Raw genomic sequence first — 14728 nt, forward strand, 5'->3', positions numbered from 1 at the left:
GACGGGTCGGGACGGTGTCACGGTGTCAGAGTGACTTGACGATGCGGGCGAGCAGGTCGCTGATCCGGGGCCCCGCCTTCTGCCCCGCCTCCAGCACCTCCTCGTGCGACAGCGGCTGCGGGCTGATGCCCGCGGCGAGGTTGGTCACCAGCGAGATACCGAGCACCTCCATGCCGGCGTGCCGGGCGGCGATCGCCTCGAGCGTCGTCGACATGCCGACGAGGTCGGCGCCCATCAGCCCCGCCATCTTCACCTCGGCCGGCGTCTCGTAGTGCGGGCCGGGGAACTGGGCGTACACGCCCTCGGGCAGCTCCGTGTCCACCTGGCGCGCGATCTCGCGCAGCCGCGGCGAGTACAGATCCGTGAGGTCGACGAACGTCGCGCCCTCCAGCGGCGACGTCCCGGTGAGGTTGAGGTGGTCGCGCAGCAGCACCGGCTGGCCCGGCCGCCAGGAGATGTGCAGGCCTCCGCAGCCGTTGGTCAGCACCACCGTCTCGCACCCCGTGGCCGCGGCGGTGCGCACCCCGTGCGCGACCCGCCGCACGCCCCGGCCCTCGTACAGGTGGGTGCGCCCGCCGATCACCAGGGCGTGACGCACCGAGCCGTCGGGCCGCTCCACGCATATCGAGCGTGTCGTCGACCCGTGCCCGACGACGGACGGCTTCGCGAACCCCGGGATCTCATGCGTGGGGACCTCCGCGACGACGTCGCCGACGAGCTCGGCGGCCCCGCCCCAGCCCGAACCGAGCACCAGAGCCACGTCGTGCCCGGCGACGCCGGTCGCCTCGGCGATGTGGTCGGCGGCGGCCCGTGCGACGTCGAACGGGTCGGTGCTCGGGTCGTCGAGGTCCGGGACTGCGGTCGTCGTGCTCATGGTCCCGAGCGTATCCCGGTCGGGTGGCGTCCGCCCTGCCTCGCTGGACCGCGGTGCTGCTCGCCCCGGCGCCTGCCGTGCTGCCTGCCGTGCTGCCGGCGGCTGTCACAATGGTCGCGTGCCGACCGCGAACCCCTCCTCCACGGACACCACCGCCCCCGCCGCCGCACCTTCTGCCGCACCCGGCGCGACGTCGGCGGACCCCCGCAGCCAGCGCGTCGTCGTCGTCGGCGGCGGGCCCGGCGGCTACGAGGCCGCGCTCGTCGCCCGCCGGCTCGGCGCCCAGGTCACCGTCGTCGAGCGGCACGGCCTCGGCGGCGCCGCCGTCCTCACCGACGTCGTGCCCTCCAAGACGCTCATCGCCACGGCCGAGTGGCTCACCGGGGCGGAGCAGGGCCCGGAGCTCGGGATCCGCGCCGACCACCTCCCGACCGACTCCCCGCGACGCGACGTCGTCGACCTCAAGGCCGTCAACGCGCGCGTGCTCGCGCTCGCCGCCGCCCAGTCCGCCGACATCCGCGCCCGTCTCGAGCGCGAGGGCGTCGAGATCCTCACGGGCGCCGGGCGGCTCGACGGGCCCGCCCGCGTCGTCGTCGAGCAGGCCGACGGCACCACGACCGCCCGGGACGCGGACACCGTCCTGCTCGCCGTCGGCGCCACGCCCCGCACCCTGCCGACCGCGCAGCCCGACGGTGAGCGCATCCTCACCTGGACACAGCTGTACGACCTCGACGAGCTGCCCGAGCGGCTCGTCGTCGTCGGCTCCGGCGTGACCGGCGCCGAGTTCGCCGGCGCCTACCAGGCCCTCGGCACCGACGTCGTGCTGGTCTCCTCGCGCGACCGCGTGCTGCCCGGCGAGGACATGGACGCCGCGGAGCTCATCGAGGGCGTCTTCCGCTCGCGCGGCATGACGGTCATGTCCCGCTCGCGCGCGGCCTCCGCCGAGCGCACCGACGACGGCGTCGCCGTCACGCTCACCGACGGGCGCGTCGTCACCGGCTCGCACGTGCTCATCGCCGTCGGCGGCGTGCCGTCCACGGCGGGCCTGGGGCTGGAGACGGCCGGCGTCGAGGTCACCGGGTCGGGTCACATCGCCGTCGACAAGGTCTCCCGCACGTCCGTGCGCGGCATCTACGCGGCCGGCGACTGCACCGGCGAGCTGCCGCTCGCGTCCGTCGCCGCCATGCAGGGCCGCATCGCGATGTCGCACGCTCTCGGCGACGCCGTCGTGCCGCTGAAGCTCGGCCAGGTGGCCGCGAACATCTTCACCGCCCCCGAGATCGCGACCGTGGGGTACAGCGAGCAACGCCTGCGGGACCAGGGGTCGCGCTACGTCACGACGACGCTGCCGCTCGCGCGCAACCCGCGCGCGAAGATGCTCGGCATGCGCGACGGCTTCGTCAAGCTGTTCGCCCACCCCGAGGCCGGCGTGGTGCTCGGCGGCGTGGTCGTCGCGCCGCGCGCCAGCGAGATGATCTTCCCCATCACGCTCGCCGTCGCGCACCGCCTCACCGTCGACGACGTCGCCGAGGCGTTCACCGTCTACCCGTCGCTCGCGGGGTCCGTGGCCGAGGCGGCACGCGTGCTGCACCGCCAGGTGCACTAGGCCGCTCCGGCATGTCACGCGAACGGCGGGTGGCCGCCCACGGGGCGGTGTCCACCGCCCTTTCGCTCTACAGCGACCACGGGCTGCGCGACCTCGTGGACGCCGCCGCACCGGTCGGGTCCGGCATCGGCGGGAGGACCGGACTGCTGGAGGTCGAGGGCACCCCGGTCTTCGTCAAGCAGGTGCGCCTCACCGACCTCGAACGACGGCCGGAGAACGTCCGGTCCACGGCCAACCTCTTCGGGCTCCCGGACCGCTGCCACTACGGGATCGGTGCGATCGGCAGCCCCGGGTTCGGGGCCTGGCGGGAGCTGGCCGTGCACACGATGACGACGGGCTGGGTGCTCGCGGGCGAGCACGAGGGCTTCCCCCTGACGTACTACTGGCGGGTGCTGCCGGACCGGGGCGCGCCGCTGCCCGCAGAGCTCGCCGACGTGGAGCGGGCGGTCGCCGCCTGGGGAGGCGGGGCGGCCGTCCGCCGGCGGATCGAGGCCCTGCGGCAGTCGTCGGCGAGCCTCGTGCTGTTCCTCGAGCACGTCCCGTGGAACCTCCACGACTGGCTCGGCGACCAGGTCGCCGCCGGCGGCCAGGCCGCCGAGCGTGCCTGCGCCATGGTGGACGACGAGCTCCGGGCCGGCATCGCGTTCATGAACGCCCGCGGCCTGCTGCACCTGGACGCCCACTTCGAGAACGTCCTGACCGACGGGCGACGGCTCTACGTCGCCGACTACGGCCTCGCGGTCTCGTCCCGCTTCGAGCTCGACGCGGGCGAGGCCGCGTTCGTCGCCGAGCACCGCGACTACGACCGGGCCTACGCCGCCTCGTCCCTCGTGAGCTGGCTGGCCGTCGCCCTGTACGGGTACGGGCCGGAGGAGCGCCGGTCGTTCGTGGAGGCCTGCGCCCGCGGGGTGGTCCCGGAGGACGCCCCGGAGGCGGTCGCGGCGCTGTTCCTGCGGCACGGCCCCGCGGCGGCGGCGATGGGGGACTTCGCCCGGAGGTTCCGGCAGGAGTGCACGGGGGCGTCGTACCCGTCGGAGGCCCTCCGGAACGCGTTGGCCGAACCGCAGGACCTGGTCGGCCGTCACCGATGAGTTCGCAGGATCGTCGTCGTCACCCCTTCGACAACGACCGGCGAACCGAGGGAGAAGCATGTCCCAGCTGCTCAGAGTCCACAACTTCAACGTCTCGAGCGACGGTTTCGGTGCGGGCGAGCACCAGAGTCTCGAGCGTCCGTTCGGCGACGCCGACCCGGGGATCATGTTTTCGTGGGCGGGCGCGACGGCGAGCTGGCCCAATCGGACCGAGCCGGGCGGCAGCCGGGGCCTCGACGACTACTTCACCAGAGACTTCCACCGGAACATCGGCGCCGAGGTCATGGGTCGCAACAAGTTCGGGCCGCAGCGGGGCCCGTGGGCCGACCACGACTGGCGCGGCTGGTGGGGCGACGAGCCGCCGTTCCACACCCCGGTGTTCGTCATGACGCACCACCCGCGCCCGTCGTTCACGTTGTCGGACACCACGTTCCACTTCGTTCGGACACCACGTTCCACTTCGTCGACGCCGACCCGGCCACCGTCCTGGAGCAGGCACGCGAGGCCGCCGGAGGGAAGGACGTCCGCCTCGGGGGCGGGGCGACCGTCGTCCGGGAGTTCCTCGACGCCGATCTCGTCGACACGCTGCACGTCGCCGTCGCCCCCGTCGAGATCGGGGCCGGCTCGCGTCTGTGGGACTCGCCCGACGAGCTGGACGACCGCTTCCACCACGACGTCGTGCCGAGTCCGAGTGGCGTCACCCATCACGTGTTCTGGCATCGCTGACCCGTTCCGTGACCGGACCTAGTCTGGCGACGGGCCCAGCAGGCCGAGCAGCGCCGGCAGGGCGTCGGCGAACGCGGGCATCAGCGGCAGCCGGTCGAGCTCGTCCACGCCGACCCACCGCACCTCGAGGCTCTCGGGGTCGGCCGCCGTCGGCTCGACCCGGGCGCCGGGCATGACGTCGGCCACGACGGTCGTGTAGGCCCACGGGCCGTGGTCCAGCACGTGCGTGCCCACCACGTGCACGTGCTCCGGCCGGATCGCCGCCTCCTCGAGCGACTCGCGCAGCGCGCCGTCCACGGCGGACTCATCGGGGGCCAGTGCCCCGCCCGGCACCCCCCAGGTGCCGCCCTCGTGCGACCACAGCGCCCGGTGCTGCAGCACCACGTCGGTCACCGGCCCCGGCCGGCCGGCCGCGGGAGCGGCGCGCCGCGCCAGCAGCAGCCCCGCCGCGCCGTACAGCCCCCAGTGCCGGTGGTCGCCGCACGTCACCCACCCGTCCCCGGCGTGACGGTGCAGGGTCGTGGGCGGGGACGGTGGGCTCGGCACGCCGCCAGGCTACCGGGGGACGGGGGATACCTCAGTCGGTGCCCGTTGCCGACAGAGGCTGCGGTTCCGCTACGGGCGAGTGCCTCGTTCCTCGGCCCTCACCCTGCGCTGCACCTCCGCCTCAGTCGGTGGTGATGTCGCAGATCGACTGGCCCGCCGTCACGCCCGCACCGGGCTCCAGCGCGAGCGACCGGATCGTGCCCGAGCGGTGCGCCAGCAGCGGCTGCTCCATCTTCATCGCCTCCAGCACGACGACGAGGTCCCCCTCGGCGACCGTGTCGCCCTCGGACACCGCGACCTTGACGATCGTGCCCTGCATGGGGGAGGCGAGCGTGTCGCCGCCCGCCCCGCCGGCGGCCCGAGAGCCACCGTTGCGACGCGCCGGGCGCCGGGCGGCGTTCGCGCGGCGGGCGCGGCCCGCCGCGACCCCCAGGCCGGCGGGCAGCACGACCTCCAGCCGGCGGCCGCCCACCTCCACGACCACCCGCTCGGCCTCCTCGGGCTCCTCGGCCTCGGGAGCCGGCGCCGGCACGGCGGGGGCGAGCCCGGCCACCGTGTCGGCGAAGTCGGTCTCGATCCAGCGCGTGTGCACGCGGAACGGCTCGTCGCCGGCGGGGACGAAGTCCGGGGCGTCCAGCACCGCGCGGTGGAACGGCACGACCGTCGGCATGCCCGCGATCTCGAGCTCGTCCAGCGCGCGGCGCGCACGCTGGGCCGCCTGCTCGCGGGACGCGCCCGTGACGATCAGCTTCGCGATCATCGAGTCGAAGGCCCCCGAGATCGTGTCGCCCTCGACCACGCCCGTGTCGACGCGCACGCCCGGCCCCGACGGCCAGCGCAGCGTGCTCACGGTCCCGGGGGAGGGCAGGAACCCGGCCGCCGGGTCCTCGCCGTTGATCCGGAACTCGAACGAGTGCCCGCGCACGGTCGTGGCGTCGTAGCCGAGCTCCTCGCCCGCGGCGATGCGCAGCTGCTCGCGCACCAGGTCGATGCCCGTCACCTCCTCGGTGACCGGGTGCTCCACCTGCAGGCGGGTGTTCACCTCGAGGAACGACAGCGTGCCGTCCAGGCCGACGAGGAACTCGCACGTGCCCGCACCCACGTAGCCCGCCTCGCGGAAGATCGCCTTCGACGCCCGGTCGAGCTCGGCCTCCTGCGCCGCGGTGAGGAACGGCGCCGGCGCCTCCTCGACGAGCTTCTGGTGGCGGCGCTGCAGCGAGCAGTCGCGGGTGGAGACCACCACGACGTTGCCGTGCGTGTCCGCGAGGCACTGCGTCTCCACGTGCCGCGGCCGGTCGAGGTACCGCTCCACGAAGCACTCGCCCCGCCCGAAGGCCGCCGTGGCCTCCCGGACCGCGGACTCGTACAGCTCGTCGATCTCCTCGTCCGTGCGGGCGACCTTGAGGCCGCGCCCGCCGCCGCCGAACGCCGCCTTGATCGCCACCGGCAGGCCGTGCTCCGCGGCGAACGCGTGCACCTCGTCGGCGCCGGCCACCGGGTCGGCCGTGCCGGGGACCAGCGGGGCGCCGGCGGCCTGGGCGATGTGCCGGGCGCTGACCTTGTCGCCCAGCGACTCGATCGCGGCGGGCGGGGGGCCGATCCACGTGAGCCCGGCGTCGAGGACGGCCTGGGCGAACCGGGCGTCCTCGGAGAGGAACCCGTAGCCCGGGTGCACGGCGTCGGCGCCGGAGCGGCGCGCGACGTCGAGCAGCTTGTCGGCGTCGAGGTACGTCTCGGCGGCGCGCTGACCGTTCAGCGCGAACGCCTCGTCGGCGAGCCGCACGTGCATCGAGTCCCGGTCGGGGTCGGCGTACACGGCGACGGACGCGAGACCGGCGTCGGTGCACGCGCGCGCGACACGGACGGCGATCTCACCGCGGTTGGCGATGAGGACCTTGCTGATGGTGGGCACGGCTCACGGTAACGCGGGTGCCCCCGTGCTCAGGCACTCGCCGCGGCGCCCGCGGAGAAGTCTGTGCCGGGTACCAACCCGGATCGCGGCCGTTTGGAGGGATTCGACATTGTTTCGTCCCGTGGGCGCGGTCCGGGTGCCGGTCGGTTGGTGGAATCGGCAGTGCGCGGCCGCCCCGCTCAGCGTGCGCGCAGAGCGCTCCACCGCACGTCGAGCTCGCCGAGCAGCTCGCGCAGCAGGGGCAGGCTCACCCCCACGACGCCGTGGTGGTCGCCCTCGATCCGCTCGACGTACGGGCCGCCCAGGCCGTCGATCGTGAACGCGCCCGCGACGTGCAGCGGCTCGCCGGTCGCCACGTACGCGTCGATCTCGTCGTCGTCGACGTCGCCGAAGTGCACGGTCGTGGAGCTCGTGGCCCCGAGGGTCGCGCCCGTGCCGCCGTCGCCGGGCTCGCGCGCGTCCACGACCCAGTGCCCGGAGTGCAGGACGCCGGAGCGGCCGCGCATCGACCGCCAGCGGGCGCGCGCCTCGTCGGCGTCGGCGGGCTTGCCCACGACCTCGCCGTCCAGCTCCAGCATGGAGTCGCAGCCGAGGACGAGCGCGGAGGAGTCCTCGTCACCGTCCTCGAGCCGGCGCGCCACCGCCTCGGCCTTGGCCTGGGCGAGCACCAGGACGGCGTCGGCCGGGTCCAGCCCGCCGAACCGCTCGCGCGCCCCGGTGAGCACCGCCGGCTCGTCGACGTCGGACACGACGACGGTGGGTTCGACGCCGGCCGAACGCAGCGTGGCCAGGCGGGCGGGGGACTTCGAGGCGAGGACGAGGTGCGTCACGCGCAGGACCCTACCGGGCCCGCGGCGGGGCTAGGCGAGGAGGACGGCCGCCACCAGCAGCACGACCGGCGAGGCGAGGGTCGTGACGAGGATGGTGTCGCGAGCGAGCAGCTCGGCGGTACGGAAGCGGGCGGCGTAGTTGTACACGTTCTGCGCCGTCGGCAGCGCGGCCAGGGTGACCGCGGTGACCACGCCCGCGTCGTCGAGGCCCGCGGCGTACCGGGCGAGCACGTAGGCGAGGGCCGGCATCACCACCGCCTTGAGGCCGGCGGCGACGAGCGCGGGCGCGCGGCTCTCGCCTCGGGCGAGCGGCCGCGAGCCGTGCAGCGACATGCCGAACGCGAGCAGGATCATCGGGATCGCCGCGCCGCCGAGGATCTCCAGCGGTGCCATCACCACGTCCGGCGGCGACCAGCCCGCCGCCGACACGAGCGCGCCAGCGAGCGACCCGAGGATGATCGGGTTGCGCACCGGCTGGGCGAGCACGAACCGCACGGACACGTGCCCGGACGTCTGCGCGTCGAGCACCAGCAGCGTCACGGGGGCCAGCACCAGCAGCTGCAGCAGGATCACCGGTACCACGGCGGTCGGGTCGTCCAGGACGTACACCGCCACGGGCAGGCCGATGTTGTTGGCGTTGACGTACCCGGCGCCGACCGCGCCGACGGTCGCCTCCGCGGCCGGGCGGTGCAGCCACAGCAGGTTGAGCACGACGAACAGGGCTGCGGTCGTGACCGCGGCCACGGCCTGCACCAGCAGCGGCGCGTGGAACAGGGCGCCGACGTCCGCCCGTGCGATGACGGTGAACAGCAGCGCCGGGCTGGCGACGAAGAACCCGATCCGGTTGAGCACCGTCCGGGCGTCGGGCCCGCCGAGCCGCAGCCGCGCCGCGAGGTAGCCGGCGGCGATGACGACGCCGATGATCGCGAAGCCGGTGAAGATCCCTTGCATGCGGGACGGTCAGCGCAGCGCGTCGCGCAGCACGTCGAGCCCCACCGACCCGAGCGACAGGGCGCGTGCGTGGAAGCCGCGCAGGTCGAACTCCTCGCCCCGCGCGGCCGCGGCGGCCCGGGCGTCGTCGCGCGCCTGCTCCCACAGCCGCTGGCCCACCTTGTACGACGGCGCCTGGCCAGGCCACCCGAGATACCGGTTGAGCTCGAACCGCACGAACGACTCCGGCATGTTAACGTTCGCCAGCAGGAACGGCCACGCCTTCTCGGCGTCCCAGGTGCCGCCGCCCCACCGCTCGGGGGCGCGCTTGCCCAGGTGGACGCCGATGTCGAGGACGACGCGCGCGGCACGCATGCGCTGCGCGTCGAGCATCCCGAACCGGTCGCCCGGGTCGTCGAGGTGGCCGAGGTCGGCCATGAGCCGCTCCGCGTACAGGGCCCAGCCCTCGCCGTGGCCGGAGACCCAGCATCCCAGCCGCCGCCACGAGTTGAGGGTGTCGCGGGCCTCGACGGCGGCCGCGCACTGCAGGTGGTGGCCCGGCACGCCCTCGTGGTAGACCGTCGTCTTCTCCCGCCAGGTGTTGAACTCGGTGACGTCGGCGGGCACGGACCACCACATGCGCCCGGGCCGGGAGAAGTCGTCGCTCGGCGGGGTGTAGTAGATGCCACCCGTCTGCGTCGGGGCGATACGGCACTCGATGGTGCGGACCGGCTCGGAGATGTCGAAGTGGGTGCCCGCGAGGTCCTCGATCGCCGCGTCCGCGGTGGCCTGCATCCAGCGCCGCAGCGCGTCCGTGCCGTGCAGGGTGCGCTCCGGGTCGGCGTCGAGCGCGGCGACGGCGTCCGCGACGGAGGCGCCGGGCCCCGCGATCTTCCGGGCCACGGCCTCCTGCTCGGCGACGATGCGGGCGAGCTCGTCGAGCCCCCACTCGTACGTCTCGTCGAGGTCCACCTCGGCCCCGAGGAACTCGCGGGAGAACAGCCCGTAGCGGTCGCGCCCGACGGCGTCGCGCTCCGGCGCCCGTGGCGCCAGCTCGCGCTCCAGGTGGTCCGCGAGCCGCGCGTACGCCGACCGGGCGGCGGCCGCGCCGCGCTCCAGCTCGGCACGCACCAGGCTGCAGGCCGACGACTCGTCGAGCACCGCGTCCACCTCCGGGCCGCGCACCAGCGTGTCGAAGAACGACTCGCCGTCGAAGCCGGCGAGCTCGCGCGCCTGGGTGATCCCCTCGCGCACCTGTCGGACCGCCGCCACCCGGCCGCGGCGGGCCGCCTCGGTGAGGGACGCGACGTAGCCCTCGACGGCCTCCGGGATCCCCGTCAGCCGGGAGGCGACGTTCTCCCACGCCTCGGTCGTGCCGGTCGGCATGAGGTCGAAGACGTCGCGCAGCTGCTGCACCGGCGACTCGATGTTGTTGAGGCTGGCCAGCGGCTCGCCCGAGTCGTGCAGCTCCAGCGCCAGCCCGACCCGCTCGCGCATCGCCGCGAGCGTGACGCGGTCGACGGCGTCCGCCGGCCCGCCCTGCTCGCGCTCCGCGGCGTCGAGCTCGCGCAGGATGGCCTGGTCGGCCGCCGCGCGCTCCTCGTGGCCCGCGGGGGACAGGTCCGGCATCCGGTGGTCGTGGCCGGGCACGCCCACCGCCGTCGCGAAGATCGGGTCGAGCTCGGCGGAACGGGCCACGTACGCGTCGGCGACGGCGTCGATCCGGGTGGGGGTGCGGGGTGAGTGCGGGTGCGGGGTGCTGGAGGTCACAGGCCGCAGCCTATGACCTGCCGTGGACACCACGGCGCAGTCGCGGCGCGAGCCGGTAGCGTTCCGGACCGTGCACGACGACGTGAGAGACGGCCAGACCACCGGCACCACCGGCACCACCGGCACCACCGGCACCACCGTGCCGCTGCGCGTCGTGGTCGCCCCCGACTCGTTCAAGGGCAGCGCGACCGCCACGCAGGTCGCCGACGCGCTGGCCGCCGGGGCGCGCGCCGCCCTCGGCGCCGCCGCCGACGTCCGCGCGATCCCGTTCGCCGACGGCGGGGAGGGCACCCTGGACGCCGTGCTCGACGCCTGGGGCGTGGTGCCCGGCACCTTCGAGACGACCGACGCGCTCGGGCGGCCGACGACGGCGCGGTACGGCGTGTCGCCAGGCGGGCGGACCGTCGTGGTCGAGGCGGCGGAGGCCTACGGGCTGCCGCTCGTCGCGGACGACCTGCGACCGCTGGAGGCGACGAGCCACGGCGTCGGGACGCTCGCGCTCGCCGCCCTCGACGCGGCGCCGGCGGCCGAGGAGGTCGTGCTCTTCGTCGGAGGGTCCGCGACCACCGACGGCGGCGCCGGGCTGCTCGCCGCCCTCGGGGCGCGGTTCCTCGACGACTCCGGTACGCCGGTCGCGCCGGGCGGCGGAGGCCTGCGCGACGTAGCCGCCCTCGACCTCGACGGGCTCGACCGGCGCGCTCGCGGCGTGCGCTGGCGCATCGCGTGCGACGTCGACAACCCGCTGCTGGGCGAGCGGGGCGCGGCCGCCGTCTTCGGCCCGCAGAAGGGCGCCGGCCCCGACGACGTCGCGGCGCTGGAGGACGGGCTGGCCCGGTTCGCCGCCGTGCTCGACGCCGCGACCGGCCAGGACGTGCGGGAGCTCGCCGGCGCCGGGGCGTCCGGCGGGCTGCCGGCCGGGCTGTCGGCCGTGCTCGGTGCCGAGCTCGTGCCCGGCGGCGTCCTGGTCGCCGAGGCCGTGGGGCTCGACACGGCGCTCGCGGACGCCGACCTCGTCCTCACCGGCGAGGGGCGCCTGGACGAGCAGTCGCTGCACGGCAAGGTCGTCGACACCGTGGTGCGTCTCGCGCCCGCCGGGGCGAGCGTCGTCGTGGTCGCCGGGGGAGTGGAGCTCTCGCCCGCGCAGGTGCGCGACGCCGGCATCGCCGCCGCGTTCTCCATCGCGCCGGGGCCGCGGACGCTCGCCGAGCTCTCCCGCGACGCCCTGGTCGAGCTGGAGCACACCGCCGCCCACGCCTGCGGGCTCTTCGCCGCCGGCGACGCCCGCGGCTGACGGGCCCATGTCGGCACTCCGTCGCCGGGTCGGCAGACATCCGTGCCGACCCGGGGACGGACTGCCGACCCGAGGGAAGGCGGGTCAGCGGCCCTCGGCCCGGCGGCGCAGGGCGTCGGCCCAGTCCCGCTGGTACCGCGCCACCACGGTGTCGGTGCCGGGTGCCCACCACACGGCGACGGGGTCGCCGTCGCGCGGCGGCTCGGTCTCGTCCCCGGCGCGCAGCATCATTGACCAGGTCGCCTCGGCGGTGCCGTCGCCGGTGGGGTAGGTGAGCAGGCCCGAGAGCAGGGTGCCGGACGACGTCGAGCGCTCGCGCACCGTGACCGACCCGGTGGCAGCCCGGGCTCCGGTGGCGAACGCCGCGGAGGCGGCGGTCTCGGCGGCGAGCCGCTGGTCGTCGCGGTACCGCACCAGCGCCGCGACGGCCGTCACCATCAGTGCCGCGAGCACGCCCATGAACAGCCAGAGCTCGAGTACGCCCGACGGGTTCTCGACGAGCCGCCGCGCCACGTACAGGCCGCCGGCCGCCACGAGCGCCGGCGCCCACAGCCAGCGGCGCAGCGGGCCCGGACGGTCGGCGGCGGGCAGCTCGCCCAGCGGCGCCTCCACGTCGTCCGCGCCGTCGACGTGCTGCCAGACGACGCTCACGAACGCAGGCTCCAGCGCCACGCGTCGGCGTGGTGGCGGCCCCACCGGCCGCCGAAGCTCTTCGCGGTGACGCCCGCGCCGTTGCCGCGCACCGTGCGGGAGCGGTTCGTCCACTCGTCCACCGGGGCCTCGTCGTCCGGCAGCCCGCTCGCCGACGAGACGGCCGCGAGGCCGGCGACCAGCGCGGCCACCTCGACGTCGTCGGGCCGGCCGCGCACCACGCGCACCTGGGGGCTCATCGGTCCTCCTCGGGGTCGTCGTCGATCTCGTCGTCGTCGCCGAACTCCACCGCGGCGCCGCGCGAGGTCGCCCACTCGGCGACCTCGTACCCGCCGTCGAACAGCCGCTGGGCGACGTCGGCGCCCGCCTCGTCGAGCATCTCCACCACGCCGTCCAGCGTCATCGACGCCCCCGGCGCGGGGTCGGCGACGACGAAGCCGAGGTAGAACACCTCCGCCGGGACCGCCCCCTCCGGCGCGTCGTGCGCCTCGGCGGGCTCGTCGCCCGCGCCCGGCTGCCACACCGAGCTCGTGAGGTCGGGGTGCATGCCCAGCGAATCGTGCATGGCGTCGAACAGCGAGGCGTTGAGCGTGCCCACGCGGTTCTCGAGCGCGAGGACGCGTGGGTCCTCGTCCGCCTCCGCGGCGCCGAACTCGGCGCGCACGCCCACCGCGGTGGTCACGTACTCGTGCAGCGCGTTCGCGAGCGCGTCCACGGCGCGGTGCATCGGTTCCGGGTCGACCGACCCGAGCGGGGCCGGTCCGTGCGTGGCGTCCTCGTGGCTCATCCGGCGATTCTCCTACAACCGAGGGTCACAGCGGGATGTTGCCGTGCTTCTTCGGGGGCAGGGCCGCGCGCTTGGTGCGCAGCGCCCGCAGCGCGCGGGTCACCTGCTCGCGCGTCTCGGACGGGCGGATCACGGCGTCGACGTACCCGCGCTCGGCGGCGTCCCACGGGTTCACGATGGCGTCCGTGTACTCGTCGGTCAGGCGCGCCCGCTCCGCCTCGACGTCGCCGCCGGTCTCCGCGGTCTCCTTCAGCGTGGCGCGGTGCAGGATGTTCACCGCACCCGAGGCGCCCATCACCGCGACCTGCGCCGTCGGCCAGGCGAGGTTGACGTCCGCGCCGAGCTGCTTGGAGCCCATCACGATGTACGCGCCGCCGTACGCCTTGCGCGTGATGACGGTGACCAGCGGCACGGTCGCCTCGGCGTAGGCGTAGATCAGCTTGGCGCCGCGGCGGATGATGCCCTGGTGCTCCTGGCCGACGCCGGGCAGGAAGCCGGGCACGTCGACGAACGTCAGCACGGGGATGTTGAACGCGTCGCAGGTGCGCACGAAGCGCGCCGCCTTCTCGGCGGCGTCGATGTCGAGCGTGCCCGCCATCGACAGCGGCTGGTTCGCGATCACGCCGACGCTCTGGCCCTCCACGTGCCCGAAGCCGACCAGCACGTTCTGCGCGAACAGCGGCTGCACCTCGAGGAACGAGTCCGGGTCCAGCACCGCCTCGACCACGGCGCGCATGTCGTACGGCTGGTTGTCGCTGTCCGGGACGATCGTGTCGAGCGCCTCGTCCTCCGGCGTGGGCGCCAGGTCGACGGCGTCGTCCGGGTCCTGGGGCGGGAACGACGGCGCGTCGCCGAGATTGTTCTGCGGCAGATAGCCGACGAGGTGCCTCACGTAGTCGATCGCGTCGTCCTCGTCCGGCGCCAGGTAGTGCGCCACGCCGGAGGTGGTGTTGTGGGTGCGCCCGCCGCCGAGCGTCTCGAAGTCGACGTCCTCGCCGGTGACCGTGCGGATCACGTCGGGGCCGGTGATGAACATGTTCGACGTCTTGTCGGCCATCACGATGAAGTCCGTGAGGGCGGGGGAGTAGACGGCGCCGCCCGCGCTCGGGCCGAGGATCAGCGAGATCTGCGGGACGACGCCCGACGCCGCGACGTTGCGCCGGAACATCTCCGCGAACTGGGTGAGGGCCGCGACACCCTCCTGGATGCGCGCGCCACCGCCGTCGGAGATGCCGATGATCGGCACCCCGGTGCGCAACGCGAGGTCCTGCACCTTGGCGATCTTCTGGCCGTGCACCTCGCCCAGCGACCCGCCGAACACCGTGAAGTCCTGGCTGAACACGCACACCTGGCGGCCGTCGATCGTGCCGTGGCCGACCACGACGCCGTCGCCCGCGATCCGCCGCTTGTCGAGGCCGAAGTTGCGGCTGCGGTGCGCGGCGAGGGCGTCGAGCTCGACGAAGCTGCCCTCGTCGAGCAGGTCCTCGATGCGCTCGCGGGCGGTCTTCTTGCCGCGCGAGTGCTGCTTGGCCTGCGCCTTCTCCTCGGCCTGGGTCACGGCCTCCGCCCGGCGGCGCTCCAGGTCGGCGAGCTTGGCGGCGGTGCCGGTCTGGGTGCCGGCCGGTGCCTCGGTCGTGGGGGTGGTCGCGTCGTTCACCTGACCGACCCTAGATGGCCGAAGCCTACGGTTCGATGCGCGACAGGCCGCCGCGCA

The 14728-nt window shown here is 74.8% G+C and carries 14 protein-coding genes; 4 read left to right on the forward strand and 10 right to left on the reverse strand.

Annotation, left to right across the window (positions count from 1 at the left end; genetic code table 11):
* Positions 1 to 25 precede the first annotated feature (25 nt).
* Entirely contained in the window at positions 26 to 874 is an 849-nt protein-coding gene (locus tag EYB28_RS07730) for a purine-nucleoside phosphorylase (protein ID WP_166846319.1), read from the reverse strand.
* Positions 875 to 992: 118 nt separating this feature from the next.
* Between EYB28_RS07730 and EYB28_RS07735 the strand changes: the two genes are divergently transcribed.
* From EYB28_RS07735 to EYB28_RS20605, 3 genes are all read left to right on the forward strand, one after another.
* A complete protein-coding gene (locus EYB28_RS07735) occupies positions 993 to 2480 on the forward strand; it encodes an NAD(P)H-quinone dehydrogenase (RefSeq protein ID WP_166846322.1) in 1488 nt (495 codons plus the stop codon).
* Between the two features lie 11 nt (positions 2481 to 2491).
* Positions 2492 to 3571: a protein kinase family protein gene (locus EYB28_RS07740; RefSeq protein ID WP_166846325.1), complete on the forward strand. Its 1080-nt coding sequence runs from the start codon at positions 2492 to 2494 to the stop codon at positions 3569 to 3571.
* Between the two features lie 345 nt (positions 3572 to 3916).
* Positions 3917 to 4297 carry a dihydrofolate reductase family protein gene (locus tag EYB28_RS20605; RefSeq protein WP_370459504.1) on the forward strand — a complete coding sequence of 127 codons (381 nt, stop codon included), beginning with the start codon at positions 3917 to 3919 and terminating at the stop codon, positions 4295 to 4297.
* An 18-nt stretch (positions 4298 to 4315) separates the two neighbouring features.
* On the opposite strand, the gene EYB28_RS07750 is transcribed toward EYB28_RS20605, so the two are convergent.
* The 5 genes from EYB28_RS07750 to EYB28_RS07770 form a co-directional block, all read right to left on the reverse strand.
* Positions 4316 to 4843 carry an NUDIX domain-containing protein gene (locus EYB28_RS07750; RefSeq protein ID WP_166846327.1) on the reverse strand — a complete coding sequence of 176 codons (528 nt, stop codon included), beginning with the start codon at positions 4841 to 4843 and terminating at the stop codon, positions 4316 to 4318.
* A gap of 121 nt (positions 4844 to 4964) precedes the next feature.
* The gene (locus EYB28_RS07755; protein WP_166846330.1) at positions 4965 to 6755 is read right to left on the reverse strand and encodes a biotin carboxylase N-terminal domain-containing protein; all 1791 of its coding nucleotides are present in this window, start codon (positions 6753 to 6755) and stop codon (positions 4965 to 4967) included.
* A 179-nt stretch (positions 6756 to 6934) separates the two neighbouring features.
* Positions 6935 to 7585 (reverse strand): nucleoside triphosphate pyrophosphatase, encoded by a 651-nt coding sequence (locus tag EYB28_RS07760; protein WP_166846332.1) that lies wholly within the window; start codon positions 7583 to 7585, stop codon positions 6935 to 6937.
* A 30-nt stretch (positions 7586 to 7615) separates the two neighbouring features.
* Positions 7616 to 8536: an AEC family transporter gene (locus EYB28_RS07765; RefSeq protein WP_166846335.1), complete on the reverse strand. Its 921-nt coding sequence runs from the start codon at positions 8534 to 8536 to the stop codon at positions 7616 to 7618.
* Positions 8537 to 8545: 9 nt separating this feature from the next.
* Positions 8546 to 10285 carry a DUF885 domain-containing protein gene (locus EYB28_RS07770; protein ID WP_166846337.1) on the reverse strand — a complete coding sequence of 580 codons (1740 nt, stop codon included), beginning with the start codon at positions 10283 to 10285 and terminating at the stop codon, positions 8546 to 8548.
* A gap of 70 nt (positions 10286 to 10355) precedes the next feature.
* Here EYB28_RS07770 and EYB28_RS07775 point away from each other — a divergent pair, with 70 nt between their 5' ends.
* On the forward strand, positions 10356 to 11576 hold the full coding sequence (locus EYB28_RS07775; RefSeq protein WP_240930433.1) for a glycerate kinase: 1221 nt from the start codon (positions 10356 to 10358) through the stop codon (positions 11574 to 11576).
* Between the two features lie 84 nt (positions 11577 to 11660).
* Here EYB28_RS07775 and EYB28_RS07780 read toward each other — a convergent pair whose 3' ends face one another.
* Genes EYB28_RS07780 through EYB28_RS07795 form a run of 4 tightly spaced genes read right to left on the reverse strand, consistent with a single transcriptional unit; the run spans position 11661 to position 14671 of the window.
* Complete coding sequence (locus tag EYB28_RS07780; RefSeq protein ID WP_166846340.1) at positions 11661 to 12227, reverse strand: hypothetical protein; 567 nt, start codon at positions 12225 to 12227, stop codon at positions 11661 to 11663.
* Positions 12224 to 12466: an acyl-CoA carboxylase epsilon subunit gene (locus EYB28_RS07785; protein WP_166846342.1), complete on the reverse strand. Its 243-nt coding sequence runs from the start codon at positions 12464 to 12466 to the stop codon at positions 12224 to 12226. The genes EYB28_RS07780 and EYB28_RS07785 overlap by 4 nt, the downstream gene beginning before the upstream one ends.
* Positions 12463 to 13014, reverse strand: coding sequence for a hypothetical protein (locus tag EYB28_RS07790; protein WP_166846344.1), 552 nt, complete (start codon positions 13012 to 13014; stop codon positions 12463 to 12465). The genes EYB28_RS07785 and EYB28_RS07790 overlap by 4 nt, the downstream gene beginning before the upstream one ends.
* A gap of 25 nt (positions 13015 to 13039) precedes the next feature.
* Entirely contained in the window at positions 13040 to 14671 is a 1632-nt protein-coding gene (locus EYB28_RS07795) for an acyl-CoA carboxylase subunit beta (RefSeq protein ID WP_166846347.1), read from the reverse strand.
* Positions 14672 to 14728 lie beyond the last annotated feature (57 nt).

Source organism: Isoptericola sp. BMS4, assembly GCF_011634835.1.
Taxonomy (GTDB): domain Bacteria; phylum Actinomycetota; class Actinomycetes; order Actinomycetales; family Cellulomonadaceae; genus Isoptericola.